A 26,760-nucleotide genomic window follows, 5' to 3' on the forward strand; every position below is an offset into this window, starting at 1 on the left:
CGGCGCACCTGCTGATCATCTTTGGCATCGTGCTGGCCGCCGTCGAGATCTACGTCATCTGGGGCGGTATCTGACACGGCCATGCGGATGGATACGCGACTACGGCTCGGAACTGTCATCACGGCGCTGGTCACGCCATTCAGGAACGACCGGCTCGACCTTGCGATGCTCGAGCGCCTGGCGGAGAGGCAGATCAACTCCGGCATCGACGGACTGGCCGTCTGCACAGTCACCGGCGAAGGGCCGACACTGTCACCCACCGAGCGGGCGGCCATCATCCGCACCTGCGTGAGGGTCGCGGCCGGGCGGGTGCCCGTCATCGCCGCCACCGGCACCAATGCGACATCGACCACGATCGCGCTGACTTTGGAAGCGCGGGAGCTTGGCGCCGACGCGGCGCTCGTCACCGTGCCCTATTATTCGAAACCGGGGCAGAAGGGCATCGTCCACCATTTTGAGCAGGTGGCGGCCGCGAGCGATCTGCCTGTCATCATCGACGACAGCCCTTCGCGCTGCGCCAGCAGCCTGGCGCCTGAAAGCCTCGAGGCGCTGGCGCCCGTCGAGCGCATCCTCGGCGTCGTCCATTCGAGCGGTGAAGGGGCCCGGCTTGCGCCGCATCTGCAACGGCGCTTTGTCTCCCTTTCCTCCGATAACGGCAATGCGCTTTCGTTTCTGGCTTGCGGCGGCGACGGCATGCTGTCGTCGGCCGCGAATGTCGAGCCGCGCCTGTTTGCTTCGCTTCACCGCTCAGCGAAGGCGGGCAACATGGCGGCGGCCACGGCGCTGCGTGACCGTCTGCAGCCGCTCATCCGTGCGCTTGCTGAAGATGGCTCGCCGGGCCCCGTCAAATACGCACTGCATGTGCTGCTTGGCACATCCCCTGACGTCCGCCTGCCGATGGTCGGTCTTGACGCCGCCGAGAAGGCTGCAGTTTTCGCCGCCCTGACGGGGCTTGCCGATAGCCGTCGCCAAGCGCGCGCCGTCTAAGCCAGACAATCCCAATCACAGCCTCGATCATCCAACCTGAAAGGAAAGATCATGCCCTCCTCCAACGCGCGTGCCCTCGCCGTGACCATCGAGCCCAGCCCCCTGCCGCGCTTCACCATCGGTCGGAGCAAGGGCGGCGGATGGGTGGTTCAGGATCGCGAGGGGCGCGTCGGCGGTCTGTTTATCAGCGAGAGCGCCGCACTGCATTTCGCCTCCGACGAATGCGATCACGATGCCACGCAGATCGCGATCACCCGCACGCGAACGCTGCTGCCCTTCGATCAAGCCGATAAGGGCCGACATGTGCACTGACGGGACATGATCCACCTCAGCGGGAGCGCGCGACGGCGTTCCCGCAGGCGTTGGCGAACGCTTCCTTAACCGCCGTTCCGTATCATCTGCCCCTACCCCACGCCGAGCAGACACGATGCCGAACAAGCCGAATTTCCGCTTCACTCATTACGATCTCAAGGAACAGCGCGCCGGAACGGTCATCGAGGTGACCTTGAACGCGGTCGCCAATGTTCGGCTGATGACATCGCCGAACTACCAGCGCTTTACCGAAGTGCTCGACTTCAAATATGTGGGCGGCGTTGCGCGCAAATCTCCGATCCGGGTGCCGATCCCTGACAGCGGGCACTGGCATCTCGTGGTCGACATGGAAGGCCACCACGGTCTTGCGGAATCATCCGTCAAGATCATCACCACTCCCACGGGCCAGAAGCGGGCGTCGTGATCAGCGCGGATTGCGCTCTTTCCTGAGTTTCGACCACCATTCAAGCCGCTTGCGGATATCGCGCTCGAAACCGCGCTCGGGCGGATCGTAGAAGGTCTGGCGGCCCATCTTTTCCGGGAAGTAATCCTGGCCGGAAAAGGCATCCGGCTCGTCGTGGTCGTAGCGGTAGCCTTCGTTGTAGCCCTCATCCTTCATCAGCTTGGTCGGCGCGTTCAGGATGTGCTTGGGCGGCAGCAGCGAACCGTTCTGCTTGGCGGCCATGGTGGCGGCCTTGAAGGCGGTGTAGACGGCGTTGGATTTCGGCGCGGTGGCGAGATAGACGCAGGCCTGCGCCAGTGCCAGCTCGCCCTCGGGCGAGCCGAGATAATCGTAGGCGTCCTTGGCGGCGTTGCAGATGACAAGCGCCTGGGGATCGGCAAGGCCGATGTCCTCGACCGCCATGCGCACCAGCCGTCGGCCGAGATAAAGCGGATCCTCGCCGGCGTCGAACATGCGTGCCAGATAATAGAGCGCGGCATCGGGATCGGAGCCGCGCACGGATTTGTGCAGGGCCGAGATCAGATTGTAGTGGCCGTCCTGGGCCTTATCGTAGACGGGGGCGCGGCGCTGGACGATCTTGGTCAGTCCCTCGGTATCGAAGATTTCGTCGCGGCGGGCGGCGCGCCAGACTTCCTCGGCGAGCGTCAGCACGGCGCGGCCATCGCCATCGGCCATGCGCAACAGGCTGACGCGGGCTTCCGGCGTCAGCGGCAGTTCTCTGCCCTCGATCGCCTCGGCGCGGTTCAGGAGCTCGGCCAGGCTCTGATCGTCATGCGACTTGAAGGTCAGCACTCGGGCGCGCGATAAGAGAGCGGCGTTGAGCTCGAAGGACGGGTTCTCGGTGGTGGCGCCGACGAGGATGACAGTGCCGTCCTCCATCACAGGCAGGAAGCTGTCCTGCTGGGCGCGGTTGAAGCGGTGAATCTCGTCGACGAAGAGAAGCGTCTGGCGGCCATCCATGCGGCGCAGGCGGGCGGCCTCGAAGACTTTCTTGAGATCGGCGACGCCTGAGAAGATCGCCGAAATCTGTTCGAAGGCAAGACCCGCCTCGCCCGACAGCAGGCGCGCGACGGTGGTCTTGCCGGTTCCGGGTGGTCCCCAGAAGATCATCGATCCCAACGAGCCGCTTTCGATCATCCGCCTGAGAACACCGTCCTCACCGGTCAGGTGATCCTGACCGGTAACGTCGGCGATGGTCTGCGGGCGAAGCCGATCCGCGAGTGGCCGCCTGTTGGCGACCTCCGGCGGAATGCGCGGCGCGAAGAGATCATTGCTCATCGGAAGAACTGCCGGATGCGCTGTCCGTTGCGCTCGATCTCGACGCGCCAGAAGCTCGGGTTCTGCGCGGCAAGCGTGGCGAGATCCTTGGTGGTCTTCACATCGGCGCTGTTGACGGAGACGATGATGTCCTTCGGCTCGAAACCGAGCTGCTGGGCAACGGAGCCATCCTTCACTTCCGAAACGACGACACCCGTGCTCTCGCTTGCCATGCGCAGCTCGTCAGCCACGCGCGGCGACAGGTTCTCGACGACGGTGCCTGTGAACGGCGAGCGGCCGCCGATCGTGCGCTGGTCGCGCGGCGTCGTCTCGGGCGCCTGGCCGAGCGTCATCTTCACATGCTCTTCCTTGCCATTGTCGGTAATGGCGAGATCGACAGGCTTACCGAGACCGGCCGTGGTCAGGCGGTAATAGAGCGCGTCGGGATGCTCCACCGCGATGCCATCGACGGCGGTGATGACTTCGCCCGCCTTCAGGCCGGCCTTTGCGGCCGGGCCGCCTTCGGTGACCTTGACGACGATGGCGCCGCGCGCCTTCTCGAGGCCGAGCGCATCGGCAACGTCGGAGGTGACCGCATCGAAGGTCGCGCCGACATAGGGACGCTCGAAGGTCTTCACGCCCGCGTCGGCGGAAGCGATGAAGACTTTCACAAGGTTGGCGGGAATGGCGAAGCCGATGCCGTTGGAGCCGCCGCCGCGCGAGAAGATCGCGGTGTTGATGCCGATCAGCTCACCCTTCATGTTCATCAGCGCGCCGCCGGAATTGCCTGGGTTGATCGAGGCGTCGGTCTGGATGAAGAAGCCGAACTCGTCCTTGACGACCTGGTTGCGCGCCAGCGCCGAGACGATACCTGACGTGACCGTCTGGCCAACACCGAACGGATTGCCGATGGCAAGCACGAGGTCGCCAACTTCAACGGCGTCGGAATTGCCGATTGAAAGCGCCGGGAATGTCTGCTTGGTATCGACCTTGAGTACGGCGAGGTCCAGGCGATCGTCCTTCAGGACGACCTTGCACGGAAACTCACGACCATCCGACAGAGCGATCTTGATTTCGTCAGCGCCCTCGATGACGTGGTTGTTGGTCACGATCGTGCCGTTCGCCTCGACGATGACGCCGGAGCCGAGCGAGGACTGCTTCTGCGTACGGTTCGGCATCTGCTGGCCGAAGAACTGCTCGAAGAAGGGATCGCCGGCAAACGGCGACTGGCGGCGCACTGTCTTTTCCGCATAGACGTTCACCACCGCGCCCGCCGTCTGCTTGACGAGCGGGGCAAAGGACAGCTGCATCTCCATCTGGCTCTGCGGCACGGTCTTGGCCGTCTCGCTATTTGCCGCCGCTGTATTGGCAGTTTGGGCATGAGCATTGATCGGCAGTGCAAGCACCAGAGCAAGCAGCGGCAGAGAGGCGCGCTTCAACAGGTCGTGCATAAGAATCCCTTCTTGAAATCGTCTTGAGAGAACGTTGTAGTGCCGGACGCTAGAAAGGAAAGAGGGCAGAAGCATGGAAGAATAAGGCGGGTCAACCGATGCGCGACATACTTGCCAAACTGAGTCAGGAACGACAGGCATGCGACTGATATCAAAGGCCAAACTGTGGGCGAAATCACTGAAGCGTGACATCGTGGCCCTGTGGCTTGCCGCGCGCGACAGGCGCGTGCCCTGGTACGCCAAGGCGGTGGCTGGCGGCGTCGCCGCCTACGCGTTGTCGCCGATCGACCTGATCCCCGATTTCATTCCCGTGCTCGGCTATCTCGACGATCTCCTCATCGTGCCCTTGGGCATCACGCTCGCTGTCAGGCTCGTCCCCTCCGATGTGATGGCGGAGCTGCGTGCCGACGCGGCAGCGCGTCTGGAGCGGCCGTCCAGCCGCGCCGGGCTGATCGTCATCCTTGCCATCTGGCTTTGCTGCATCATCTTCGTCGGCATGGCATTCTTGAGAGCCAGCTAGACCAGACAGGAACCACTGCATGACGCGATATCGCCAGCCACTCCTCTTCACCGCAGCCGCCCTACTGCTTTGCTGCGCCGGGACAAGCCACGCGGCAAGCTTCGATTGCGAGGCCAAGGAGTTGAAGCCGGACGAGAAGGCGATCTGCGACAACCGCGCGCTCAACGACGCCGACGTGAAGATGGTGACCACCTTCGACCTGTTGTCGGGCCTGCTTGCCATGGGCTCGCGCGGCACGATGCAGGACGAGCAGACGGCGTGGCTGAAGAAGCGCCAGGAATGCGCCGCCGACGTCGCCTGCATCCAGGCTGCCTATGACGAGCGGCTGAAGCAACTGGCGGAAAGCTACAAAAACATAAACCGGCCGCTTTGAGGCGACCGGTTCATTAGAGCAGCTGACTCTTAATCAGCGGGTTCAGCGATCGCCGAGATCGCGAACGGCGCCACGGTCGGCGCTGGTTGCGAAGGCTGCGTAGGCCTTCAGCGCGGTCGTGACGTTGCGCTTGCGCTTTTCGGCCGGCTGCCAGCCCTTGGCGTCCTGTTCGGCGCGGCGGGTTGCCAGTTCCTGGTCGTCCACGCGCAGGCTGATCGTGCGGTTCGGGATGTCGATGTCGATCATGTCGCCTTCGCGGACCAGACCGATGGTGCCGCCATTGGCGGCTTCCGGAGAGGCGTGGCCGATCGACAGACCGGAGGTGCCGCCGGAGAAGCGGCCGTCGGTGATCAGCGCGCAAGCCTTTCCGAGGCCCTTCGACTTCAGGTAGCTCGTCGGATAGAGCATTTCCTGCATGCCCGGACCGCCCTTCGGGCCTTCGTAGCGGATAACCACGACATCGCCGGCGACGACTTCGTTGGACAGGATCGCCTTTACGGCCGCATCCTGGCTTTCATAGACTTTGGCCGGGCCGGAAAACTTCAGGATCGATTCATCGACGCCTGCCGTCTTCACGATGCAGCCGTCGAGCGCGAGATTACCCTTCAGGACGGCCAGACCGCCATCCTTGGAGAAGGGATGCTGGGCATCGCGGATGACGCCGGTTTCGCGGTCTAGGTCGAGTTCTTCCCAACGCGAGCTCTGGCTGAAGGCGACCTGCGTCGGAACACCGCCGGGAGCGGCGCTGAAGAGATCGAAGGCAGCCTTGTTGTCGGTGACAGCGACATCCCACTGCGCCAGCGCTTCGCGCATGGTCGGTGCGTGGACGGTCGGAAGATCGACATTCAGCAGGCCGGCACGGTCGAGTTCGCCGAGAATGGCCATGATGCCGCCGGCGCGGTGAACGTCTTCCATATGAACGTCGGCCTTGGCGGGCGCGACCTTCGACAGGCAGGGAACACGGCGCGACAGGCGATCGATGTCGTCCATCGTGAAATCGATCTCGCCTTCATGGGCCGCCGCAAGAATGTGCAGGACGGTGTTGGTCGATCCGCCCATGGCAATATCGAGCGCCATGGCGTTCTCGAACGCGCCCTTGCTGGCAATGGTGCGCGGCAGGGCGGTCAGATCGTCCTGCTCGTAATAACGGCGGGCGAGTTCGACGACGCGCCGACCGGCTTCAAGGAAGAGTTCCTTGCGGTCGGAATGGGTGGCGAGTGTCGAGCCGTTTCCGGGCAATGACAGCCCCAGCGCTTCCGTCAGACAGTTCATCGAATTCGCCGTGAACATGCCGGAGCAGGAACCGCAGGTCGGGCAAGCGGATCGCTCGATGACGGCGACGTCTTCATCGCTGATCTTGTCGTCGGCGGCTGCGACCATGGCATCGACGAGGTCGAGCGCGACCTTCTTGCCGTTCAGCACAACCTTGCCGGCTTCCATCGGGCCGCCGGAGACGAAGACCGTCGGGATGTTGAGGCGCAACGACGCCATGAGCATACCGGGGGTGATCTTGTCGCAGTTGGAGATGCAGACCATGGCGTCGGCGCAATGGGCGTTGACCATGTATTCGACGCTGTCGGCGATCAGTTCGCGCGAAGGCAGCGAATAGAGCATGCCGTCATGGCCCATCGCGATACCGTCGTCGACAGCGATCGTGTTGAACTCCTTGGCGACACCGCCGGCCGCTTCGATCTCGCGCGCGACGAGCTGGCCGAGGTCCTTCAGGTGGACGTGACCCGGCACGAACTGGGTGAAGGAGTTGACCACCGCGATAATCGGCTTGCCGAAATCCGAATCCTTCATGCCCGTGGCGCGCCAAAGGCCGCGCGCGCCCGCCATGTTGCGGCCGTGGGTCGTGGTTCTCGAACGATAAGCTGGCATTGGTGTTTCCTCACAACATCGGAAGTCTTGCGCGATACAGGGCGGATCTTGACGACACGCTCCTACTATCGCTGCTTTTTGGAATTGTCCTAATCCAAAGAGTATATGCTGTCACTACCGGGAAAGGCAAAAGCGGTACTCCTCGGTACGCCTGGGGCGCCCATCGACCATATACGTGGGCAGAACGCTGTTTGTTACAGGCGGAACCTATGTTTTCGCTACACGATAAGTTGGCTTCCCGGCCGGCCGCTTCAAGGCGTAAACAGTGATCCGAAACAACCTTGAATGCGTTCAAGGTCCATGCCGAGCTTCTGTCGCCCAGGAGGATATCATGCCCGTCTACCGCCCACCCAAGATCGCCTCTTCGGAGATCACGCCGAGGCAGACCTATCTCGATCGCCGTCAGTTCCTCAGCGCTGCCGCGATCGGCGCCGTCGGCCTCTTGGGTGCCGGCACGGCCAGTGCGGCCGCGCTCTCGGCGGTCGACAGCAAGTACAAGGTCGACGAGAAGCTGACGCCGATCAAGGATGTGACCACTTACAATAACTTCTACGAGTTCGGGCTCGACAAGGGTGATCCGGCGGCGCTGTCGGGCGACTTCAAGCCCACACCCTGGACGATCAAGGTCGACGGCATGGTCAACAAGCCGGGCACCTTTGATCTCGATGCGCTGATGAAGGAATTCCCGATCGAGAGCCGCACCTATCGCATGCGCTGCGTCGAAGCGTGGTCGATGGTGATTCCTTGGGATGGCTTTCCGCTGGCTTCGCTGCTCAGCAAGGTCGAGCCGCTCGGGAGCGCCAAGTATGTCGCCTTCGAGACCGTTGTGCGCCCGGAAGAGATGCCGGGGCAGAAGGGCATCTTCCAGTCGCTTGACTGGCCCTATGTGGAAGGTTTGCGGCTCGACGAAGCGAACCACCCGCTGACGCTGCTTGCGGTCGGGCTTTATGGCGAGACGCTGCCGAACCAGAACGGCGCGCCGATCCGGCTGGTCGTTCCCTGGAAATATGGCTTCAAGGGCATCAAGTCGATCGTGCGGATCACGCTGACGGACAAGGAGCCGAAGAACACCTGGCAGGTCACCAATTCGCAGGAATACGGCTTCTATGCCAATGTGAACCCCGCCGTCGATCATCCGCGCTGGAGCCAGGCGACCGAGCGGCGGATCGGCGAGAGCGGCTTCTTCGGCGCCAGCCGCCATCCGACGCTGCCGTTCAACGGCTATGGCGATGAGGTGGCGAGCCTTTATGCGGGCATGGACCTGAAGGCGAACTTCTGATGGCAACGCTCTCGTTCAGCCTGCCGAAGCGATGGCACTCGGCCTCCGTCTGGCTGCTCTACGTCGTCGGGCTGGCGCCTGCCGCCTGGACCTTCTATCTCGGCGCCACCGACCAGCTGGGGGCCGATCCGGTCAAAACCTTCGAGCTGTTCCTCGGGCTGTGGGCAATCCGCTTCCTGGTGCTGACGCTCGCCGTCTCCCCTGCCCGCGATCTGCTCGGCTGGAACTATCTGCGCTATCGCCGCGCGCTGGGGCTTCTCTGTTTTTACTACGTGGCCATGCACTTCACGGTCTACATGGTCCTTGACCAAGCGCTCGACGTGTCTGCTGTCCTCGACGATGTGATGAAGCGGCCCTTCATCATGTTCGGCATGGCCGGGCTTGTCCTGCTCGTACCGCTGGCCGTCACCTCCAACAACCTGTCGATCCGGAAGCTTGGCTCGAAATGGATCTGGCTGCACAAGCTGATCTACATCATCGCCGCCTGTGGCGCGGTGCACTTCGCGCTGTCGACGAAGCTTTTGGATCTCGAGCAGTATGTCTATGTGGGGCTGATCATCCTGATGATCCTCTATCGCTCGTATAGGCCGATCATGACGGCACGGCGACGGACGGCAAAGCGCGCCGCGACTGTCGCGCCCAAGGCCGCGTGAAAGCCCCCTGTCGCAACGATATTGACCATTCCAAGGCGACTATCGGGCCCAAGAACTGAATATGTTGATTATTTCAGAATATTAACGGCTCTCCCGTAGAAGTGGTCATCTCTGCGACGACAATCACGCGAGAACAGACGTGGCCGGTTTTTCAAGGTATTTTGTGTCGAAGTATCGTCTGGAATCCAGATGGATCCATACATCGCTTTTTACCGCGGTCGTATTGGCCGCCCTCGCCATCGTACTGGTTCGCTTCCATTTCCTCTACGGCTATCCATTCGGTGACAGCACGCGCTATAATGTCCCTTGGAGCGCGGCGTTCACATCACAAATAGCGTCCGGAGATCTCTATCCAAGGTGGCTTTTTGACTACCCGCAGAATATGGGAAGCCCCGTCTTTTATTTCTATGGGCCTTTGCCGTTCTACGTAACTTCAGCTCTCCACTTCATATCGCCCAGCCTATCTATTACGTCGCAACTCACAGCGCTCCATTTTGTCATGTACTGGCTCGCAGGGGGCACGTTTTTCTTCTTCGCTCAGCAGCTGGTCGGCAGGCGTTTCGCGCTCTTTGGTGCCATGCTGTACATGGCCTTGCCATATCACTTTCTAGACATCGAACTGCGCAATGCACTTGGCGAAGGCTTTGCGTACATTTGGTTGCCGCTGATATTTGCCGGATTGCGGCATTGCCCTGCAGGGGGAAAGCGCTGGATCATCGCAATGCCCGGATATGCGGGCATCATCTACTCCCACATTCCGAGCGCGCTTTTGGTGGTCCCAATCATGGTGGTCTGGACTGTCGTCTCATATCGTGGCGACATCAGCCGTTGTCTGATCAGGCTTGGTTTCGTGGGCTTTGGCGGCATCCTGCTCGCTGCCCCCTACCTGCTGCCGGCCATCGGGCTGCGGCCTCTCCTTCTCCAGGATGCCTGGCTTTTTGATGCCCACTTCCTGCCAGAGAATTGGTTGCTGCCGCGGGGCTTTTCATTCAGCACGGGCGTAATATTTTACAGCTCCATTCTCTCCGCAGCCCTGTTGGGTTTCGGGGCCGCTCTCTGGGTAGCCACATCGCCCAAGTCAACAATACCATTGCCCGAAGGCTCGGCCGGCAGAATGGTCCCGCTGAAAGCGACGGCTGCAGCTTGCGCGATCGGTATCGCTTTCATCCTTTTCATGATGTCGGAACCGTCGAAATGGCTTTGGCTAAACCTCGGCCCACTCAGAAGCACCCAATTCCCGTTCAGGCTGGGCGTAACGGCTGACTTTCTCTCGGCGACCGCCATTATCATCGCCTTGAGAACTACTGCGGAGAAGTTCCGATATGGTTTTCGACCGATCTGGTTTGTTTACACCCTCCTCCTGACAGTCGTCGGAACTTCCATTCTCTCTCGATTGGACGCCGTTTCATATATTTACGTCGACCGGCCACCAACGCTCGACAGCGATGCGCTTCATTGCTGCATCTTACCTCATGAATATTGGCTGCCTGCCGTCGTGCATAGCGGCCTCTACAACGAGGTCGCCGGGTCTGAACGCTATCAAGCCCTGGCGCGGGCGTTTCCACCAATTGAAGCGTTACCGCCGGCCGGTAATGACGAGCGTCTGAAGATCGAAAGAACGGGCTCGACGTTGCGGATTCACGCGCGCGTCGAGAATGCCACCGACGTTCGGATCGCACAGGCCTACTTTCCGCTATGGTCTCTGAAAGACATCTCGACTGGCAGCGAGTTGCCGCTGCGCTCCGATCCGGAGACCGGGCTGATCCTCGCTACAATCCCGCCCGACAGCAAAGAACTCCAACTTGAGCTGAAGATGACGCCGTATGAGAGATGGGGCAACGTCGCAGGGCTGTCTGGCTTGGTGCTGATGACAGCGCTGCTATGGCGGAGAACGCCGTAATTAGAAGGCGTGAGCGGAAGGTCGCCTTTGCGAACTCCTCAAACGAAAACAGCCGGGCTTTTCAGCCCGGCTGTTTTGCTTCCGGCGAACCGGAAAATATTAAGCGGCTTCAGCAGCAGCTGCTTCGGCTTCAACGCGAGCCTTGTCGGCTGCGCCCTTGGCGAAGGTGTCGCGGTCAACGAATTCGATGACGGCGAGAGCGGCGTTGTCGCCCTGGCGGAAGCCAGCCTTCATGATACGCAGGTAGCCGCCGTTGCGGGTTGCGTAGCGCGAAGCGATCGTGTCGAAGAGCTTCGAAACAACAGCGGCGTCGCGGATCTGCGAGATCGCCTGACGACGAGCGTGCAGGTCGCCGCGCTTGCCGAGGGTTACGAGCTTTTCAACGATCGGACGGATTTCCTTTGCCTTCGGCAGGGTGGTCACGATCTGCTCATGGGTGATGAGCGAAGCCGCCATGTTGGCAAACATTGCCTTGCGGTGGCTAGCGGTTCTATTCAGCTTGCGGCCGGCTTTACCGTGGCGCATTGCTATTCTCCTTCACATGCAGGCATCTCGCCCGCCGTTTGATGGTTAGTATTGGTCTTCGTAACGCTTGGCGAGATCTTCGATGTTCTCAGGCGGCCATGCCGGCACTTCCATGCCGAGGTGCAGGCCCATGGAAGCGAGAACTTCCTTGATTTCGTTCAGCGACTTGCGACCAAAATTCGGCGTGCGGAGCATTTCTGCTTCGGTCTTCTGAATGAGGTCGCCGATGTAGACGATGTTGTCGTTCTTCAGGCAGTTTGCCGAGCGAACAGACAGTTCGAGTTCGTCCACCTTCTTGAGGAGAGCCGGGTTGAAAGCGAGTTCGGTGACTGCTTCCTCTTCGGTTTCCTTCTGCGGCTCGTCGAAGTTGACGAACACGCCAAGCTGATCCTGCAGGATGCGAGCCGCGAAAGCGACGGCATCTTCGCCGGAGATCGAACCATCGGTTTCGATGGTCATGTTCAGCTTGTCGTAGTCGAGAACCTGTCCTTCGCGGGTATTTTCAACCTTGTAGGACACCTTCTTGACCGGCGAATAAAGGCTGTCGACCGGGATGAGACCGATCGGAGCATCTTCCGCACGATTGCGATCGGCCGGAACATAGCCCTTGCCGTTGTTGACGGTGAATTCCATGCGGATTTCGGCGCCCTCGTCGAGCGTGCAGATCACATGCTCGGGGTTGAGGATTTCGATATCGCCGACCGTCTGGATGTCGCCAGCCGTTACAACGCCCGGGCCCTGCTTACGCACGACCATGCGCTTTGCGTCGTCGCCATCCATCTTGATGGCGATTTCCTTGATGTTCAGGACGATGTCGGTGACATCTTCGCGAACGCCAGGGATCGACGAGAATTCATGCAGCACGCCATCGATCTGCACGGCCGTCACTGCGGCACCGCGCAGCGAGGACAGCAGAACGCGGCGAAGCGCGTTGCCGAGGGTGAGGCCGAAACCGCGCTCCAGCGGCTCTGCTACGAGCGTCGCCTTGGTGCGCGAGCTCGAAGAGAACTCGACCTTGTTCGGCTTGATCAATTCCTGCCAGTTTTTCTGAATCATATTTTTGCCTTCCGTTCGTTGCCACCATCCAATCGTGACAACCGAGCTTGAGAAGCATCGGGAGCGAGGATCCGCTCACCGATGTTGTGAATGGCGATGATCAGACGCGACGCTTCTTGCGCGGGCGGCAACCATTGTGCGGGATCGGGGTCACGTCGCGGATGGACGTGATCATGAAACCAGCAGCCTGGAGGGCGCGCAGAGCGGATTCACGACCCGAACCCGGACCGCAAACTTCAACTTCCAGCGACTTCATGCCGTGTTCCTGAGCCTTCTTGGCGCAGTCTTCAGCAGCGATCTGAGCAGCGAACGGGGTCGACTTGCGCGAGCCCTTGAAGCCCTTGGCGCCAGCAGACGACCAGGCAATGGCGTTGCCCTGTGCGTCAGTGATCGTGATCATCGTGTTGTTGAAGGTCGAGTTGACGTGAGCGACGCCCGACGAAATGTTTTTACGTTCGCGACGGCGAACGCGTACGGCTTCCTTGGCCATTTTAATCCCTTTCTTGGATCTCTGCACCGCCGTAATACCAGCGGCTACACCGGAACGAGACCTTGCGGCCCTGCCCCAAACTCAAAAGAGGCCGGCGCAGACCGCCAGCCCCCTCACCTCCGGTTTCCCGGAAATTACTTCTTCTTACCAGCGATAGCCTTTGCCGGGCCCTTGCGGGTACGAGCATTGGTGTGCGTGCGCTGACCGCGGACCGGAAGGCCACGGCGATGACGCAGGCCGCGGTAGCAGCCGAGGTCCATCAGACGCTTGATGTTCATCGAGGTCTCGCGACGCAGGTCACCTTCGACCTGATAATCGCGGTCGATGGTTTCGCGGATCTGCAGGACTTCAGCGTCGGTGAGCTGATTCACGCGACGATCAGCAGGAATACCGACCTTCTCGATGATTTCCTGTGCGAATTTCGGACCGATCCCGTGAATGTACGTCAGCGCGATTACAACGCGCTTTGCGGTCGGGATGTTGACGCCAGCGATACGTGCCACGCCTATTCTCCTTGCGTTCCAGTTGCCATCCGGCAAGTGGTGTCTCGTTACACGGCCTTGAAAGGCCGCAATTACAATTCAGGTTCTCAACAAGTCAAAACGATCGAACCCGGAACTCCTATCGGAAGTCCGCGCCGATCGCATCAGATATCGCGAGTTGGCGCGGTGTTTAACGGAATCAGTGCTGAAAAGCAACCGCTCCCGCCAAGTTTTATTTCCAAAGCCTTACAGCTTCGAAAGTATGCCCTCGATCTCGCCGGTGACGTGATCGATGTCTGCCATGCCATCCACCGACTGCAACTTGCCCTTGGCATAGTAGTAGCCGATCAGCGGCGATGTTTCCTTGTAGTAAGCGCCGAGACGCGTCACCACGGTTTCGCGGTTGTCATCGGGACGACGCTTGAAGTGAGTCGAACCACAGCGGTCGCAGACCCCCTCCACCTTCGGCTTGACGTTGGTGTCGTGATAGCCGGCACCACAGTTCGCACAGGTATAGCGGCCCGAAACGCGGTCCGCGAGGATAGCGTCGTCGACCTGGATTTCGACGACCTTCGACAGTTCGATGCCCTTGCCCTTGAGCATGGCTTCCGTCGCATCGGCCTGAACCAGCGTGCGTGGGAAACCGTCGAGGATGAAGCCATTCTCGCAATCGGGCTGGTCGATACGTTCCGACACGATTGCGATGACGATGTCGTCTGAAACCAGCTTGCCAGCATCCATGACGGCCTTGGCGCGCTTGCCAACTTCGGTACCGGCCTGAACGGCGGCGCGAAGCATGTCACCCGTGGAAAGTTGCGGAATGCCGTACTTTTCCACGATCCGCTGAGCTTGAGTCCCCTTACCCGCGCCCGGCGGCCCCAAAAGTATAAGTCTCATCGACCCCTCTTTCCTCCACGCAACTTCGATTTCTTGATCAGGCCTTCGTACTGCTGCGCGATCAGGTGACCCTGAATCTGCGCGACCGTATCAAGAGTTACGCTAACGACAATCAAAAGCGAAGTGCCACCAAGGGATAATGGAATCCCTGTCTGCGACACGAGGATTTCTGGAAGAATGCAGACGAATACCAGGTAGATCGCGCCGATGACCGTGATGCGGGTCAGCACGTAGTCAATGTACTCGGCGGTGCGCTCACCGGGACGGATGCCCGGGATGAAGCCGCCGTGCTTCTTCAGATTGTCGGCCGTGTCCTTCGGATTGAAGACGATGGCCGTATAGAAGAAGGCGAAGAAGGCGATCAGCAGACCGTAGAGGAGCATGTAGAGCGGCTGACCATGGCCAAGAGCCGCGACGATCGAGGTCACCCAGGTCGGCATGTTGGTGGTGCTGGCGAAGCCCGCGATCGTTGCCGGCAGGAGCAGCAGCGAGGACGAGAAGATCGCCGGGATAACACCCGAGGTGTTGAGCTTCAGCGGCAGGTGCGAGGTATCGCCCTGGAACATGCGGTTGCCCACCTGGCGCTTCGGATACTGGATCAGAAGGCGACGCTGAGCGCGCTCGACGAAGACGATGATCGCGATGACGGCGATCGCAACGACGATGACCAGCAGGATAAGGCTCGTCGACAGGGCGCCTGTGCGGCCGAGTTCGAGCGTACCGGCAAGAGCCGAAGGCAGGCCAGCGGCGATGCCGGCGAAGATGATGAGCGAGATGCCGTTACCGATACCGCGCGAGGTGATCTGCTCGCCGAGCCACATCAGGAACATCGTGCCGCCGAGCAGCGTGATGACCGTGGAGACGCGGAAGAAGATGCCGGGATCGACGACGAGCCCCTGCCCGCTCTCCAGACCAATGGCAATGCCATAAGCCTGCAGCGTGCCGAGAAGCACCGTGCCGTAGCGGGTGTACTGGTTGATGATCTTACGGCCCTGCTCGCCTTCCTTCTTCAGGTTCTCGAGCGCCGGGACGACCGAGGTCATCAGCTGCACGATAATCGAAGCGGAAATGTAGGGCATGATGCCGAGCGCGAAGATCGCCATGCGCTGAACAGCGCCGCCCGAGAACATGTTGAAGAGGCCGAGAATGCCGCCTGCCTGACCCTGGAAGGCCTGTGCATAGGCCTGCGGGTTGAGGCCGGGAAGCGGAATGTGCGTTCCCAACCGATAGACGAGGAGAGCTGCCAGTGTAAACCACAGGCGCTTCTTGAGATCCTCGGCTTTGGCGAAGGTCGAGAAATTGAGGTTGGAAGCCAACTGTTCCGCTGCAGACGCCATGCGTATCTCCGCGCTACCGGTTTCGGGCTCTGACCAAGCGAAAGGCAGAACGCCGGATCGGCATTTCTGAATTATTCAAAAGCGGGCTTCGGACGGATTGCGGGCGCAACCTATGCCTCACCCTGTTGTTCGTTCGACCTGTCTTGACGCACGTGCATCCGACCGGTTTTTGTGAGGCTCACATATGGGAGCAAAACCGCCCGGTGTGAAGCACCCCGGGCGGTTTATCATAGATTAAATTATTCTGCAGCTGCGGCAGAAAGAAGCGTGACGGAACCGCCAGCCTTTTCGATCTTTTCGACTGCCGGCTTGGAAGCGCCAGCAACTTCGAACTTGACCTTTGCCTTCAGCTCGCCGTCGGCGAGAACGCGAACGCCGTCCTTGACGCGACGGATAACGCCGGCAGCCTTGAGAGCTGCTGCATCAACCGTGGACTTGGCGTCGAGCTTGCCAGCGTCGATAGCAGCCTGAACACGCTCCAGGGACACGACAACGAAGTCGGCCTTGAAGATGTTGTTGAAGCCGCGCTTCGGCAGGCGACGGTAGATTGGCATCTGACCGCCTTCGAAGCCGTTGATGGCTACGCCCGAACGGGACTTCTGACCCTTGACACCGCGACCACCGGTCTTGCCGGAGCCCGAACCGATACCGCGGCCGAGGCGCTTGCGGCTATGGGTCGAACCTTCGTTGTCTTTGATTTCATTGAGTTTCATAGCGAATACTCCCTGCTTACTTCTCGTCGACGATGCGAACGAGATGCTGGACAGCACGGATCATGCCACGAACGGAAGGGGTATCTTCCAGCGTGCGACGACGGTGCATCTTGTTCAGCCCGAGACCGATCAGCGTGCGCTGCTGGACATCCGGACGGCGAATCGGGCTGCCGATCTGCTCGACGGTAACCGTCTTTGCTTCGGTCTTCTTTGTAGCCTTGGCCATGGATCAGCTCCTCTTATTCTTCAGAAGCGTTACCGGAAGCGGCACGGCGAGCCTGGAGCGTTGCATACTTGATGCCGCGCTGTGCTGCGATGTCCTTCGGGTGAACCTGGTGCTTCAGAGCGTCGAAGGTAGCGCGAACCATGTTGTATGGGTTCGAGGAACCGGTCGACTTGGCGACGACGTCGTGAACGCCGAGCGTTTCGAAAACAGCGCGCATCGGGCCACCGGCGATGATACCGGTACCGACCTTGGCCGAACGAAGCAGAACCTTGCCGGCGCCGTGGCGGCCGTGAACGTCGTGATGCAGCGTACGGCCGTCACGCAGCGGTACGAAGATCAGTTCGCGCTTGGCAGCTTCAGTTGCCTTGCGGATTGCTTCCGGCACTTCACGTGCCTTGCCGTGACCGAAGCCAACGCGGCCCTTCTGGTCACCGACGACGACGAGGGCTGCGAAACCGAAACGACGGCCGCCCTTGACGACCTTGGCGACGCGGTTGATCGCGACCAGCTTGTCGACGAATTCGCTATCGCGCTCTTCGCGGTTCTGGCGATCGTCGCGCGAACCTTTTCTTTCCTGTGCCATTGTCCTTTTCCTTTTTCTTTTGCGGGTGGAACGGCAGACAACACGAGGACCGCAGCAGCCTCCCCTATCGAGGAGCGTTTGCGGTCCGGTTAAAATCCGGCCGGAGCTTAGGGCTCCGGCCGGAAATTCATTAGAAGGTCAGACCGCCTTCGCGGGCTGCATCTGCCAGGGCCTTGATACGGCCGTGATAGATGAAGGCGCCACGGTCGAATACGACTTCCTTGACACCAGCCTTGGAGGCGCGCTCGGCGACGAGCTTGCCAACGGCGGCAGCTGCCGCGGTGTCAGCACCGGTCTTCAGAGAACCGCGCAGGTCCTTATCGAGCGTCGAGGCAGCCGCGAGGGTCTTGCCGGCAACATCGTCGATAACCTGAACGTAGATGTTCTTCGAGGAGCGATGAACCGACAGGCGCGGACGGCCATTGGCCACCGACTTGAGATGACGGCGCACGCGGTTGGCACGACGTGCAAGTGCTTCTTTCCTGCTAGCCATTTCGCGTGATCCTTACTTCTTCTTGCCTTCTTTGCGAACGATACGTTCGCCGGCATACTTGACGCCCTTGCCCTTGTAAGGCTCAGGACCGCGGTATTCGCGGATTTCAGCGGCGACCTGGCCGACCTGCTGCTTATTGATGCCAGTGACAACAATTTCAGTAGGCTTCGGCACAGCGATCGTGATGCCGACCGGCGGCTCATAAACCACGTCGTGGCTGAAACCGAGAGCGAGCTGCAGGTTCTTGCCCTGAAGCGACGCGCGGTAACCAACGCCGTTGATTTCGAGCTTGCGCTCGTAGCCGTCCTTAACACCCGTGAAGATGTTCTCGATCATCGTGCGGGACATGCCCCACTTCGAACGAGCATCCTTCGACTGCGTGAGCGGCGTCACGACAACCGCATTGTTTTCGAGCTTAACGCCGACTTCGTCGTTTGCGACGAAGAACAGCTCGCCCTTCGGGCCCTTTGCAGTAACCTTCTGGCCTTCGACCGTAGCCGTAATCCCAGCAGGAATCTGAACGGGCTTCTTACCGATACGAGACATTTTTATATCCTGTCTGTTCGCTATGGAGATCGATGCTCGGTATTAGAATACCGAGCAAAGAACCTCGCCACCAACGTTCTGTTCGCGAGCCTGGTGATCAGCCATCACACCCTTCGGAGTCGAAAGGATGGTGATGCCGAGACCGTTCGCGACCTGCGGAATGGACTTGACCGAGACATAAACCCGGCGGCCCGGCTTGGACACACGGCCGATCTCACGGATCACCGATGCGCCTTCGTAGTACTTCAGCTCGATGTTGATTTCAGACTTGCCATTGCCGAAATCGACAAGAGCGTAGCCACGGATGTAGCCTTCAGCCTGGAGAACATCGAGAACACGTGCACGGAGCTTCGAAGCAGGCGTCGAGACCGACGACTTGCGGCGGGAAGCGCCGTTACGGATGCGGGTGAGCATATCGCCCAACGGATCAGTCATTGTCATCTAACCTGCTCCTTACCAGCTGGACTTGACGATGCCCGGCACCTTGCCGAGATTGCCGAGTTCACGCAGCGCGATACGCGACATGCGCAGTTTGCGGTAGTATGCGCGCGGACGGCCCGATACTTCACAACGGTTGCGAATACGGGTCTTCGATCCATCGCGCGGCAGGGATGCCAGCTTGATCGAGGCCTTGAACCGGTCTTCGATCGGAAGAGCCTGGTTCATGATGATCGCCTTCAACTCGGCGCGCTTAGCGGCCTGGTTGGCGACCGTAATACGGCGGCGCTTGTTCTTTTCAACTGCGCTGGTCTTCGCCATGTGTGGTTCCTTTTCTACGCTCGTCGTTACGGTTACTGACGGAACGGGAAGTTGAACTCTGTGAGCAGAGCCCGTGCTTCGTCGTCCTTGGTGGCCGTCGTGCAAACGATGATGTCCATGCCCCACATCTGATCAACCTTATCGTAGTTGATCTCAGGGAACACAATGTGCTCCTTGATGCCCATGGCGAAGTTGCCACGGCCGTCAAAGCTCTTCGGGTTCAGGCCGCGGAAGTCGCGAACGCGCGGAAGCGCGATGTTCACGAGACGGTCCAGGAACTCGTACATGCGAGCGCCGCGCAGGGTAACCTTTGCGCCGATCGGCATATCTTCGCGGACCTTGAAGCCAGCGATGGAGTTGCGTGCACGGGTGATGACCGGCTTCTGACCAGCGATAGCGGCCAGGTCAGCTGCGGCAACAGTCGGCTTCTTCGAATCAGCCGTTGCTTCACCAACACCCATGTTGATTACGATCTTGTCGAGCTTCGGAATCATCATCTCGTTGGCGTAGGAGAACTTCTCCTGCATCGCCGCACGGATGCGCTCGACATATTCCTTCTTGAGCCGCGGCTCGTACTTTGCCTGAGCCATCAGATCACCTCACCGGAACGCTTGGCCACACGGACCTTCTTGCCGTCAACAACCTTGAAACCAACGCGGGTCGGCTTGCCGTCCTTGTCGATGATCGAGACGTTGGACAAGTGAACCGAGGCTTCCTTGCTGATGATGCCGGCTTCCTGGGTCTGCGTCTGGCGCTGGTGGCGCTTCACGACGTTGACGCCACGGACTACGGCGCGATCTTCCTTGGGCAGAACCTGAAGGACTTCGCCAGTGCGGCCCTTGTCCTTGCCTGCGAGCATGACGACCGTGTCGCCCTTACGAATCTTTTGCATCGTTCGTGCTCCTTACAGAACTTCTGGAGCGAGCGAGATGATCTTCATGTGGTTCTTGGCGCGAAGTTCGCGCGGAACCGGTCCGAAGATACGGGTGCCGATCGGCTCTTTCTTGTTGTCGATGAGGACTGCTGCATTGGTGTCGAAGCGGATGATGGAACCATCTACGCGACGGATTTCCTTGGCGGTGCGAACGACAACCGCCTTCATCACGTCACCCTTCTTCACGCGGCCGCGCGGAATAGCTTCCTTGATCGAAACGACGATAACGTCGCCGATCGAGGCATACTTGCGCTTAGAACCGCCCAGCACCTTGATGCACATGACACGACGTGCGCCGGAATTATCCGCCACGTCGAGGTTTGTTTGCATCTGAATCATATCAGGTCGCCTTCTTGTGTTTACCGGAATGGTTGGGCTGTCGCCCCCTACCCCGGCATATGAAAATTGTCAGCCGGCCGCTTGCCACGAGAGCAGGCGAAAACACGGCAATAGCTTGACTAGCGCGGGATCGATCGTGCCAGGGTGGTTTCCCAAACGGGACCTTCCGTGCGCTCAAAGCAAAAGAACGCTCGACGAACGAGCGTTCTGACGCTGCTTCATACAGAAATTTCCGCGAGACGCAAGGCCTCGCGAGAAATTCTTACTTTGCCTGGCCGGAAATGACCGTCCAGCACTTGTCCTTGGAGATCGGCGCGCATTCCTCGATGGATACGGTATCGCCAATCTTGTACTGATTGTTTTCGTCGTGGGCCTTGTACTTCTTGGAACGACGAACGGTCTTCTGCATCAGCGGATGAGCGAAACGACGCTCAACGCGGACAACTACAGTCTTCTCGTTCTTGTCGCCAACGACGACGCCCTGCAGGATGCGCTTCGGCATATTCTTAGGCCTTTGCTTCTGCCGCCTTCTGGCGGGCAATGGTTTTCACGCGGGCGATGTCCTTGCGAACTTCGTTGACGCGGGAGGACTTTTCGAGCTGACCGGTGGCCTTCTGGAAGCGCAGGTTGAACTGCTCCTTCTTCAGGTCGGCGAGCTTGTCCTTGAGCTGATCGGCCGTCAGGCCGCGAACTTCTTCGGCTTTCATGTGCCTTGCTCCTTACTCTGCAATGCGCTGTACGAAGCGCGTCTTGACCGAGAGCTTGGCAGAGCCGAGGCGAAGCGCTTCGCGAGCGATTTCTTCGCTGACGCCGTCGATCTCGAACATCATGCGGCCTGGCTTGACCTTGCATGCCCAATATTCAACAGAGCCCTTACCCTTACCCATACGGACTTCGGTCGGCTTTGCGGTTACCGGAACATCCGGGAACACGCGGATCCATACACGGCCAGCACGCTTCATGTAGCGCGTGATCGCGCGGCGGGCCGCTTCGATCTCGCGTGCATTTACGCGGTTTGGCTCCTGAGCCTTAAGGCCGAATTCACCGAAGGCGAGGTCGGAACCACCCTTGGCGACGCCCTTGATGCGGCCCTTAAATTGCTTGCGGTACTTGGTACGCTTTGGCTGCAACATTTTCTTATTCTCCGAACTTATCTGCCACCAACGCTATTAAGCGTTGTCGCGGCGACGATCGCGGTCACGGCTAGCCGGACCCTGAGCATCACCCTCGAGTGCGCGGCGCTCGGAGGCCATCGGATCGTGCTCAAGGATTTCGCCCTTGAAGATCCAAACCTTGATGCCGCAGATACCGAAAGCGGTTTCCGCTTCGGCTGTGCCGTAGTCGATGTCAGCGCGCAGCGTATGCAGCGGCACGCGACCTTCGCGGTACCATTCCGTACGAGCGATTTCAGCACCGCCGAGACGGCCCGCGCAGGTGATCTTGATGCCTTCGGCGCCAAGACGCATTGCGGACTGAACGGCGCGCTTCATGGCGCGACGGAAAGCAACACGACGCTCGAGCTGCTGAGCGATCGACTGAGCGACCAGTACAGCGTCGACTTCCGGCTTGCGAACTTCAACGATGTTGAGGTGCGTTTCGGAGTTCGTCATGTCCGACAGCTTCTTGCGGAGCTTGTCGATGTCTGCGCCCTTCTTGCCGATGATCAGGCCCGGACGAGCCGAGTGGATCGTAACGCGGCACTTCTTGTGCGGACGCTCGATAACCACCTTGGAGATACCAGCCTGCTTCAGTTCGCTCATGACGAACTTGCGCATCTTCAGGTCTTCGTGCAGCAGCTGACCGTATTCGGCATTGTCCGCGAACCAGCGGCTATCCCAGGTACGGTTGATGCCAAGACGGAAACCAATTGGATTGATTTTCTGACCCATTATGCGGCCTCCTCGGTGGCGGCTTCAACTTCGCGAACAACGATCGTGAGGTGCGCAAAGGGCTTTTCGATGCGCGATGCACGACCACGGCCACGAGCGTGGAAACGCTTCATGACGATCGACTTGCCGACGTAAGCTTCCGCTACGACCAGCGAGTCAACGTCGAGATCATGGTTGTTCTCGGCGTTTGCGATCGCAGATTCGAGCGTCTTCTTGACGGCGCCTGCGATGCGCTTGCGGGAGAATTCCAGCTCAGCGAGTGCGCGCTCGACCTTCTTGCCGCGGATAGCCGCGGCAACCAGGTTGAGCTTCTGTGGGCTGACGCGGAGCGTGCGGGCGACTGCTTGCGCCTCGTTGTCCTTCAGCCGGCGTTCGGCTTTTGCCTTGCCCATCGTTACTTCCTCTTTGCCTTCTTGTCCGCACCGTGACCGTAGTAGGTCCGGGTCGGAGAGAATTCACCGAATTTGTGACCGACCATGTCTTCATTGACGTTGACCGGAATATGCTTGCTGCCGTTGTAGACGCCGAAGGTGAGACCGACGAACTGGGGCAGGATCGTGGAGCGACGGCTCCAGATCTTGATTACTTCTGCACGTCCGCCTTCACGAACCTTCTCAGCCTTCTTGAGAAGATAGCCGTCAACGAACGGACCTTTCCATACTGAACGAGCCATTGGAGACTTCCTCTCTTACTTCTTACGCTGATGACGCGAGCGCATGATCATCTTGTCGGTCGACTTGTTCGACCGGGTGCGCTTGCCCTTGGTCGGCTTACCCCAAGGGGTAACCGGGTGACGACCACCGGAAGTGCGGCCTTCACCACCACCGTGCGGGTGGTCGACAGGGTTCATGACAACACCGCGGTTATGCGGACGCTTGCCGCGCCATACGGTACGACCGGCCTTGCCGTCGTTGATGTTGGCGTGGTCAGGGTTCGAAACCGCACCGATCGAAGCAAGGCAGGAGCCCGGCACGAGGCGCTGTTCGCCAGAGTTCAGACGAAGGATCGCGAGACCCGCATCGCGGCCTACGAGCTGTGCGTAGGAACCAGCGGAGCGAGCGATCTGACCGCCCTTGCCCGGCTTCATTTCCACGTTGTGGATGATGGAGCCAACCGGGATGTACTGCAGGGGCATGGTGTTGCCCGGCTTTACGTCCACAGCCTTTTCAGAGGCGATGACCTTGTCGCCGGCAGCAAGGCGCTGCGGAGCGATGATGTAGGCCTGTTCGCCGTCGGCGTAGGAGATGAGCGCGATGAACGCGGTACGGTTCGGGTCGTATTCGATACGCTCGACCGTGCCTTCAACTTCGAACTTGCGACGCTTGAAGTCGATCAGACGATACGTACGCTTGTGACCGCCGCCGATGAAGCGAGCCGTGATGCGACCGAGGTTGTTACGACCGCCGCTCTTGGTCAGACCCTGCGTCAGCGCCTTGACCGGCTTGCCCTTGTAGAGCGAAGAGCGGTCGACGATGACCAGCTGACGCTGGCTCGGGGTCGTAGGATTGAATGTTTTCAATGCCATGTTTTTATTCCTCAGAGACCGGTGGAGACGTCGATCGTCTGGCCTTCAGCCAAAGTCACGATTGCCTTCTTCACGTCCTTCTGCTTGCCGACAAAACCGCGGAAACGACGGGTCTTGCCCTTGCGGAGCAGAGTGTTGACGGCCGTGACCTTGACGCCGAAGAGCGCCTCGACTGCAGCCTTGATTTCCGGCTTCGACGCCGTCTTAGCGACGTTGAAAACAACCTGGTTGTTTTCCGATACCAGAGTGGACTTTTCGGTGATCGACGGCGAGACGATCACATCATAGTGGCGAAGATCGGTCACTTGAAACGCTCCTCTAGAGCTTCAACGGCAGCCTTGGAAAGCACGAGCTTGCCACGGCGCACGATGTCATAAACGTTGATGCCCTGGATCGGCAGAACATCGATGTTCGGGATGTTCTTGGCAGCGAGCTTGAAGTTGCCATCAAGTTCGGCGCCGCCGATGAAGAGAGCGTTGGTCAGGCCGAGCGTTGCGAAGGTCGAAGCCAGAGCCTTGGTCTTTGCTTCAGCAGCAACCAGGTTGTCGATGATGATGACATCATCGGACTTCAGCTTAGCCGACAGAGCCAGACGCAGGCCGAGAGCGCGAACCTTCTTCGGAAGGTCGTGTTCGTGGCTGCGAGCAACCGGGCCGTGAGCCTTACCACCGCCGCGGAACTGCGGAGCACGAGCCGAATGGTGACGAGCGCGGCCCGTACCCTTCTGCTTGTACATCTTGGCGCCGGTGCGCCATACGTCGGCGCGGCCCTTTGCCTGGTGGGTGCCCTGCTGCTTCTTGGCAAGCTGCCAGCGGATTACGCGGGCGAGAATGTCTTCGCGGGGCTCGAGACCGAAAATCGCGTCAGAAAGAGAAACCTTCCCTGCGTCTTTTCCCTCGAGGGTCTTGACGTTGAATTCCATTGGTCTGGCTCCCTTACTTCGCGGCCGACTTGACGGCGTCGCGCACGATGATCCAGGCACCCTTGGAACCGGGTACTGCACCCTTGATCAGGATCAGACCACGATCTTCGTCGGTCGAAACCACTTCAAGGTTCTGAGTCGTTACGCGCGTCTGGCCCATGTGACCAGCCATCTTCTTGTTCTTGAAAACCTTGCCCGGATCCTGGCGCGAGCCGGTCGAACCGTGCGAGCGGTGCGAAACCGACACACCGTGCGTGGCGCGCAGACCGCCGAAGCCGTGACGCTTCATGGCGCCGGCAAAGCCCTTACCAATCGTCGTGCCGGTGACATCGACGAGCTGACCGGTGGCGAAGTGGCCAGCCTTGAGCTCGGTGCCGACGTCAAGCAGGTTGTCTTCCGAAACGCGGAATTCAGCGAGCTTGGCCTTCGGCTCGACGTTGGCAATAGCGAAATTGCCGCGCATCGCCTTGGACGTGTTCTTGACCTTCGCCGTGCCAGCACCAAGCTGAACTGCGGCGTAGCCGTTCTTTTCTACTGTGCGCTGGGCTACGACCTGGCAGCCTTCCATACGCAGTACTGTTACCGGAACATGTTCGCCGGCGTCGTTATAGACGCGGGTCATGCCGACCTTCTGTGCAATCACACCTGAACGCATCGGTTCAATCCTTCCAACTCAGCTCGAGCTAGGCTCAGAGCTTGATCTCAACATCGACACCAGCGGCGAGATCGAGCTTCATCAGCGCGTCTACCGTCTGCGGTGTCGGGTCAACGATGTCGAGGAGGCGCTTATGCGTGCGCATCTCGAACTGCTCGCGGCTCTTCTTGTCGATGTGTGGGGACCGGTTTACCGTAAACTTCTCGATGCGAGTCGGAAGCGGAACGGGGCCCCGGACGCTTGCGCCGGTGCGCTTCGCCGTCGACACGATCTCGCGCGTCGAAGCGTCGAGAATGCGGTGATCGAACGCCTTCAGGCGAATGCGGATATTTTGGCCGTTCATTCGACGTTATCCTTGTGTTTGTTACTTACGCGCCCTTGTTCAAGGCACGGGTTGTTTTCTTCCCTAAAGGCGGACCACCGGTTTCAAAGATCGAGAGGGACGTCGGAAACCGGCATCCCTATCCAGTCTTCAGGCCTTTCGGCCACCTTTATGTTAGCTTCAGTCTGCCGCTTCGAAACAACGAAGCAGCGCGCAAACAGCGCTTGCGCGCCATGTGCCGTATTTCTTTGTAATAAGCAAGCGGCTAAAGCCACTTGCTTCATAATAATGTCATCGAAGCGGCCGTCTCTTGCGAGACGGCCGATCTCAATGATTACTCGATGATCGAGGCAACGATGCCAGCGCCGACGGTACGGCCGCCTTCGCGGATAGCGAAGCGCAGCTTTTCTTCCATCGCGATCGGAACGATCAGCTCAACAGCAACCGTGACGTTGTCGCCAGGCATAACCATTTCCGTGCCTTCCGGCAGAGAAACGATGCCGGTAACATCCGTCGTGCGGAAGTAGAACTGCGGACGGTAGTTCGTGAAGAACGGCGTATGACGGCCGCCTTCTTCCTTCGTCAGGATGTAGGCTTCAGCCATGAACTTCTTGTGCGGCTTGACAGAACCCGGCTTGCACAGGATCTGACCACGCTCAACGCCGTCACGGTTAACACCGCGAACCAGAGCGCCGATGTTGTCGCCAGCCTGGCCCTGATCGAGCAGCTTGCGGAACATTTCAACGCCGGTAACCGTCGTCTTCGAGGTGGCGCGGATGCCGACGATTTCGACTTCTTCACCAACCTTGACGATGCCGCGCTCGACGCGACCGGTCACAACCGTACCACGACCCGAGATCGAGAACACGTCTTCGATCGGCATCAGGAAAGGCTGGTCGATCGGACGCTCAGGCGTCGGGATGTAGGCGTCGACAGCGGCCATCAGTTCGCGAACGGCGTCTTCGCCGATCTTCTTGTCCGAATCGTTGAG

At 59.8% G+C, this 26,760-nt stretch carries 39 protein-coding genes; 8 read left to right on the top strand and 31 right to left on the bottom strand.

The genetic code is table 11. The features are described from left to right. The first annotated feature begins 87 nt into the window (after nt 1-87). The 3 genes from dapA to D460_RS0119425 all read left to right on the top strand — a co-directional run bounded on the left by dapA (nt 88) and on the right by D460_RS0119425 (nt 1,723). On the top strand, nt 88-987 hold the full coding sequence (gene dapA / locus D460_RS0119415; RefSeq protein WP_245267769.1) for a 4-hydroxy-tetrahydrodipicolinate synthase: 900 nt from the start codon (nt 88-90) through the stop codon (nt 985-987). Nucleotides 988-1,038: 51 nt separating this feature from the next. Then, the gene (locus D460_RS33260; protein WP_018900247.1) at nt 1,039-1,299 is read left to right on the top strand and encodes a hypothetical protein; all 261 of its coding nucleotides are present in this window, start codon (nt 1,039-1,041) and stop codon (nt 1,297-1,299) included. 115 nt (nt 1,300-1,414) lie between these two features. Then, nucleotides 1,415-1,723 (top strand): DUF1883 domain-containing protein, encoded by a 309-nt coding sequence (locus tag D460_RS0119425; protein WP_018900248.1) that lies wholly within the window; start codon nt 1,415-1,417, stop codon nt 1,721-1,723. Here the strand turns inward: D460_RS0119425 and D460_RS0119430 are convergent, their stop codons facing one another. Continuing rightward, the gene (locus tag D460_RS0119430; RefSeq protein WP_018900249.1) at nt 1,724-3,040 is read right to left on the bottom strand and encodes a replication-associated recombination protein A; all 1,317 of its coding nucleotides are present in this window, start codon (nt 3,038-3,040) and stop codon (nt 1,724-1,726) included. Next, nucleotides 3,037-4,470 (bottom strand): DegQ family serine endoprotease, encoded by a 1,434-nt coding sequence (locus tag D460_RS0119435; RefSeq protein ID WP_018900250.1) that lies wholly within the window; start codon nt 4,468-4,470, stop codon nt 3,037-3,039. Before D460_RS0119435 ends, D460_RS0119430 begins: the two co-directional genes overlap by 4 nt. A gap of 139 nt (nt 4,471-4,609) precedes the next feature. Here D460_RS0119435 and D460_RS0119440 point away from each other — a divergent pair, with 139 nt between their 5' ends. Then, nucleotides 4,610-4,990 carry a YkvA family protein gene (locus D460_RS0119440; RefSeq protein WP_018900251.1) on the top strand — a complete coding sequence of 127 codons (381 nt, stop codon included), beginning with the start codon at nt 4,610-4,612 and terminating at the stop codon, nt 4,988-4,990. 19 nt (nt 4,991-5,009) lie between these two features. Beyond that, a complete protein-coding gene (locus D460_RS0119445) occupies nt 5,010-5,363 on the top strand; it encodes a hypothetical protein (RefSeq protein WP_018900252.1) in 354 nt (117 codons plus the stop codon). Between the two features lie 42 nt (nt 5,364-5,405). Here D460_RS0119445 and ilvD read toward each other — a convergent pair whose 3' ends face one another. Next, on the bottom strand, nt 5,406-7,244 hold the full coding sequence (gene ilvD / locus D460_RS0119450) for a dihydroxy-acid dehydratase (protein ID WP_018900253.1): 1,839 nt from the start codon (nt 7,242-7,244) through the stop codon (nt 5,406-5,408). A gap of 331 nt (nt 7,245-7,575) precedes the next feature. On the opposite strand from ilvD, the gene msrP reads away from it, so the two are divergent. From msrP to D460_RS0119465, 3 genes are all read left to right on the top strand, one after another. Beyond that, nucleotides 7,576-8,523 (top strand): protein-methionine-sulfoxide reductase catalytic subunit MsrP, encoded by a 948-nt coding sequence (gene msrP, locus D460_RS0119455; protein ID WP_018900254.1) that lies wholly within the window; start codon nt 7,576-7,578, stop codon nt 8,521-8,523. Next, nucleotides 8,523-9,176: a protein-methionine-sulfoxide reductase heme-binding subunit MsrQ gene (gene msrQ, locus D460_RS0119460; RefSeq protein WP_018900255.1), complete on the top strand. Its 654-nt coding sequence runs from the start codon at nt 8,523-8,525 to the stop codon at nt 9,174-9,176. Before msrP ends, msrQ begins: the two co-directional genes overlap by 1 nt. Before the next feature lie 139 nt (nt 9,177-9,315). Further along, on the top strand, nt 9,316-11,076 hold the full coding sequence (locus D460_RS0119465) for a hypothetical protein (protein ID WP_037111645.1): 1,761 nt from the start codon (nt 9,316-9,318) through the stop codon (nt 11,074-11,076). Between the two features lie 99 nt (nt 11,077-11,175). Here D460_RS0119465 and rplQ read toward each other — a convergent pair whose 3' ends face one another. From rplQ to D460_RS0119605, 28 genes are all read right to left on the bottom strand, one after another. After that, nucleotides 11,176-11,601 (bottom strand): 50S ribosomal protein L17, encoded by a 426-nt coding sequence (rplQ, locus tag D460_RS0119470; protein WP_018900257.1) that lies wholly within the window; start codon nt 11,599-11,601, stop codon nt 11,176-11,178. A gap of 45 nt (nt 11,602-11,646) precedes the next feature. After that, nucleotides 11,647-12,657 (bottom strand): DNA-directed RNA polymerase subunit alpha, encoded by a 1,011-nt coding sequence (locus D460_RS0119475; protein WP_007787729.1) that lies wholly within the window; start codon nt 12,655-12,657, stop codon nt 11,647-11,649. A gap of 100 nt (nt 12,658-12,757) precedes the next feature. Then, on the bottom strand, nt 12,758-13,147 hold the full coding sequence (gene rpsK, locus D460_RS0119480; RefSeq protein WP_003547577.1) for a 30S ribosomal protein S11: 390 nt from the start codon (nt 13,145-13,147) through the stop codon (nt 12,758-12,760). 134 nt (nt 13,148-13,281) lie between these two features. After that, nucleotides 13,282-13,650 carry a 30S ribosomal protein S13 gene (gene rpsM / locus D460_RS0119485; protein WP_018900258.1) on the bottom strand — a complete coding sequence of 123 codons (369 nt, stop codon included), beginning with the start codon at nt 13,648-13,650 and terminating at the stop codon, nt 13,282-13,284. Nucleotides 13,651-13,875: 225 nt separating this feature from the next. Continuing rightward, a complete protein-coding gene (locus D460_RS0119490) occupies nt 13,876-14,526 on the bottom strand; it encodes an adenylate kinase (RefSeq protein ID WP_026283317.1) in 651 nt (216 codons plus the stop codon). Next, nucleotides 14,523-15,863: a preprotein translocase subunit SecY gene (gene secY, locus D460_RS0119495; protein ID WP_018900260.1), complete on the bottom strand. Its 1,341-nt coding sequence runs from the start codon at nt 15,861-15,863 to the stop codon at nt 14,523-14,525. The genes D460_RS0119490 and secY overlap by 4 nt, the downstream gene beginning before the upstream one ends. Before the next feature lie 239 nt (nt 15,864-16,102). Then, nucleotides 16,103-16,576, bottom strand: coding sequence for a 50S ribosomal protein L15 (gene rplO / locus D460_RS0119500; protein WP_016553563.1), 474 nt, complete (start codon nt 16,574-16,576; stop codon nt 16,103-16,105). 16 nt (nt 16,577-16,592) lie between these two features. Next, on the bottom strand, nt 16,593-16,802 hold the full coding sequence (gene rpmD, locus D460_RS0119505) for a 50S ribosomal protein L30 (protein ID WP_016553562.1): 210 nt from the start codon (nt 16,800-16,802) through the stop codon (nt 16,593-16,595). A 13-nt stretch (nt 16,803-16,815) separates the two neighbouring features. After that, nucleotides 16,816-17,385, bottom strand: coding sequence for a 30S ribosomal protein S5 (gene rpsE / locus D460_RS0119510; protein WP_018900261.1), 570 nt, complete (start codon nt 17,383-17,385; stop codon nt 16,816-16,818). A 130-nt stretch (nt 17,386-17,515) separates the two neighbouring features. After that, nucleotides 17,516-17,878 carry a 50S ribosomal protein L18 gene (rplR, locus tag D460_RS0119515; protein ID WP_018900262.1) on the bottom strand — a complete coding sequence of 121 codons (363 nt, stop codon included), beginning with the start codon at nt 17,876-17,878 and terminating at the stop codon, nt 17,516-17,518. Between the two features lie 12 nt (nt 17,879-17,890). Beyond that, nucleotides 17,891-18,424, bottom strand: a complete 534-nt coding sequence (gene rplF / locus D460_RS0119520; RefSeq protein WP_018900263.1) for a 50S ribosomal protein L6 — start codon at nt 18,422-18,424, stop codon at nt 17,891-17,893. 42 nt (nt 18,425-18,466) lie between these two features. Then, on the bottom strand, nt 18,467-18,865 hold the full coding sequence (gene rpsH, locus D460_RS0119525) for a 30S ribosomal protein S8 (RefSeq protein WP_018900264.1): 399 nt from the start codon (nt 18,863-18,865) through the stop codon (nt 18,467-18,469). 12 nt (nt 18,866-18,877) lie between these two features. Next, complete coding sequence (rpsN, locus tag D460_RS0119530) at nt 18,878-19,183, bottom strand: 30S ribosomal protein S14 (RefSeq protein ID WP_018900265.1); 306 nt, start codon at nt 19,181-19,183, stop codon at nt 18,878-18,880. A 32-nt stretch (nt 19,184-19,215) separates the two neighbouring features. Further along, a complete protein-coding gene (gene rplE / locus D460_RS0119535; RefSeq protein WP_018900266.1) occupies nt 19,216-19,773 on the bottom strand; it encodes a 50S ribosomal protein L5 in 558 nt (185 codons plus the stop codon). Beyond that, the gene (gene rplX / locus D460_RS0119540; protein ID WP_018900267.1) at nt 19,773-20,075 is read right to left on the bottom strand and encodes a 50S ribosomal protein L24; all 303 of its coding nucleotides are present in this window, start codon (nt 20,073-20,075) and stop codon (nt 19,773-19,775) included. The genes rplE and rplX overlap by 1 nt, the downstream gene beginning before the upstream one ends. 12 nt (nt 20,076-20,087) lie before the next feature. Next, nucleotides 20,088-20,456, bottom strand: coding sequence for a 50S ribosomal protein L14 (gene rplN / locus D460_RS0119545; RefSeq protein WP_018900268.1), 369 nt, complete (start codon nt 20,454-20,456; stop codon nt 20,088-20,090). Between the two features lie 262 nt (nt 20,457-20,718). Continuing rightward, the gene (rpsQ, locus tag D460_RS0119550; RefSeq protein WP_018900269.1) at nt 20,719-20,958 is read right to left on the bottom strand and encodes a 30S ribosomal protein S17; all 240 of its coding nucleotides are present in this window, start codon (nt 20,956-20,958) and stop codon (nt 20,719-20,721) included. A gap of 4 nt (nt 20,959-20,962) precedes the next feature. Beyond that, a complete protein-coding gene (gene rpmC, locus D460_RS0119555; protein WP_016553554.1) occupies nt 20,963-21,163 on the bottom strand; it encodes a 50S ribosomal protein L29 in 201 nt (66 codons plus the stop codon). 12 nt (nt 21,164-21,175) lie between these two features. Continuing rightward, entirely contained in the window at nt 21,176-21,589 is a 414-nt protein-coding gene (gene rplP / locus D460_RS0119560; RefSeq protein ID WP_003573792.1) for a 50S ribosomal protein L16, read from the bottom strand. Between the two features lie 36 nt (nt 21,590-21,625). Continuing rightward, nucleotides 21,626-22,345, bottom strand: a complete 720-nt coding sequence (rpsC, locus tag D460_RS0119565; RefSeq protein ID WP_018900270.1) for a 30S ribosomal protein S3 — start codon at nt 22,343-22,345, stop codon at nt 21,626-21,628. Continuing rightward, nucleotides 22,345-22,737 carry a 50S ribosomal protein L22 gene (gene rplV, locus D460_RS0119570; RefSeq protein ID WP_018900271.1) on the bottom strand — a complete coding sequence of 131 codons (393 nt, stop codon included), beginning with the start codon at nt 22,735-22,737 and terminating at the stop codon, nt 22,345-22,347. The genes rpsC and rplV overlap by 1 nt, the downstream gene beginning before the upstream one ends. Before the next feature lie 2 nt (nt 22,738-22,739). Next, entirely contained in the window at nt 22,740-23,018 is a 279-nt protein-coding gene (gene rpsS, locus D460_RS0119575) for a 30S ribosomal protein S19 (RefSeq protein ID WP_018900272.1), read from the bottom strand. Between the two features lie 15 nt (nt 23,019-23,033). Beyond that, nucleotides 23,034-23,870, bottom strand: a complete 837-nt coding sequence (gene rplB, locus D460_RS0119580; RefSeq protein WP_018900273.1) for a 50S ribosomal protein L2 — start codon at nt 23,868-23,870, stop codon at nt 23,034-23,036. An 11-nt stretch (nt 23,871-23,881) separates the two neighbouring features. Beyond that, nucleotides 23,882-24,175 carry a 50S ribosomal protein L23 gene (locus D460_RS0119585; RefSeq protein ID WP_018900274.1) on the bottom strand — a complete coding sequence of 98 codons (294 nt, stop codon included), beginning with the start codon at nt 24,173-24,175 and terminating at the stop codon, nt 23,882-23,884. After that, nucleotides 24,172-24,792: a 50S ribosomal protein L4 gene (gene rplD / locus D460_RS0119590; protein WP_018900275.1), complete on the bottom strand. Its 621-nt coding sequence runs from the start codon at nt 24,790-24,792 to the stop codon at nt 24,172-24,174. Before rplD ends, D460_RS0119585 begins: the two co-directional genes overlap by 4 nt. Nucleotides 24,793-24,805: 13 nt before the next feature. Then, a complete protein-coding gene (gene rplC, locus D460_RS0119595; RefSeq protein ID WP_018900276.1) occupies nt 24,806-25,447 on the bottom strand; it encodes a 50S ribosomal protein L3 in 642 nt (213 codons plus the stop codon). Between the two features lie 34 nt (nt 25,448-25,481). Continuing rightward, nucleotides 25,482-25,790: a 30S ribosomal protein S10 gene (gene rpsJ / locus D460_RS0119600; protein WP_003547547.1), complete on the bottom strand. Its 309-nt coding sequence runs from the start codon at nt 25,788-25,790 to the stop codon at nt 25,482-25,484. 313 nt (nt 25,791-26,103) lie between these two features. Further along, on the bottom strand, nt 26,104-26,760 hold a 657-nt coding region (locus D460_RS0119605), incomplete at its 5' end, for an EF-Tu/IF-2/RF-3 family GTPase (RefSeq protein WP_018900277.1).

Origin of the sequence: Rhizobium sp. 2MFCol3.1, from assembly GCF_000377565.1 — a bacterium.
Classification (GTDB): Bacteria; Pseudomonadota; Alphaproteobacteria; order Rhizobiales; family Rhizobiaceae; genus Rhizobium.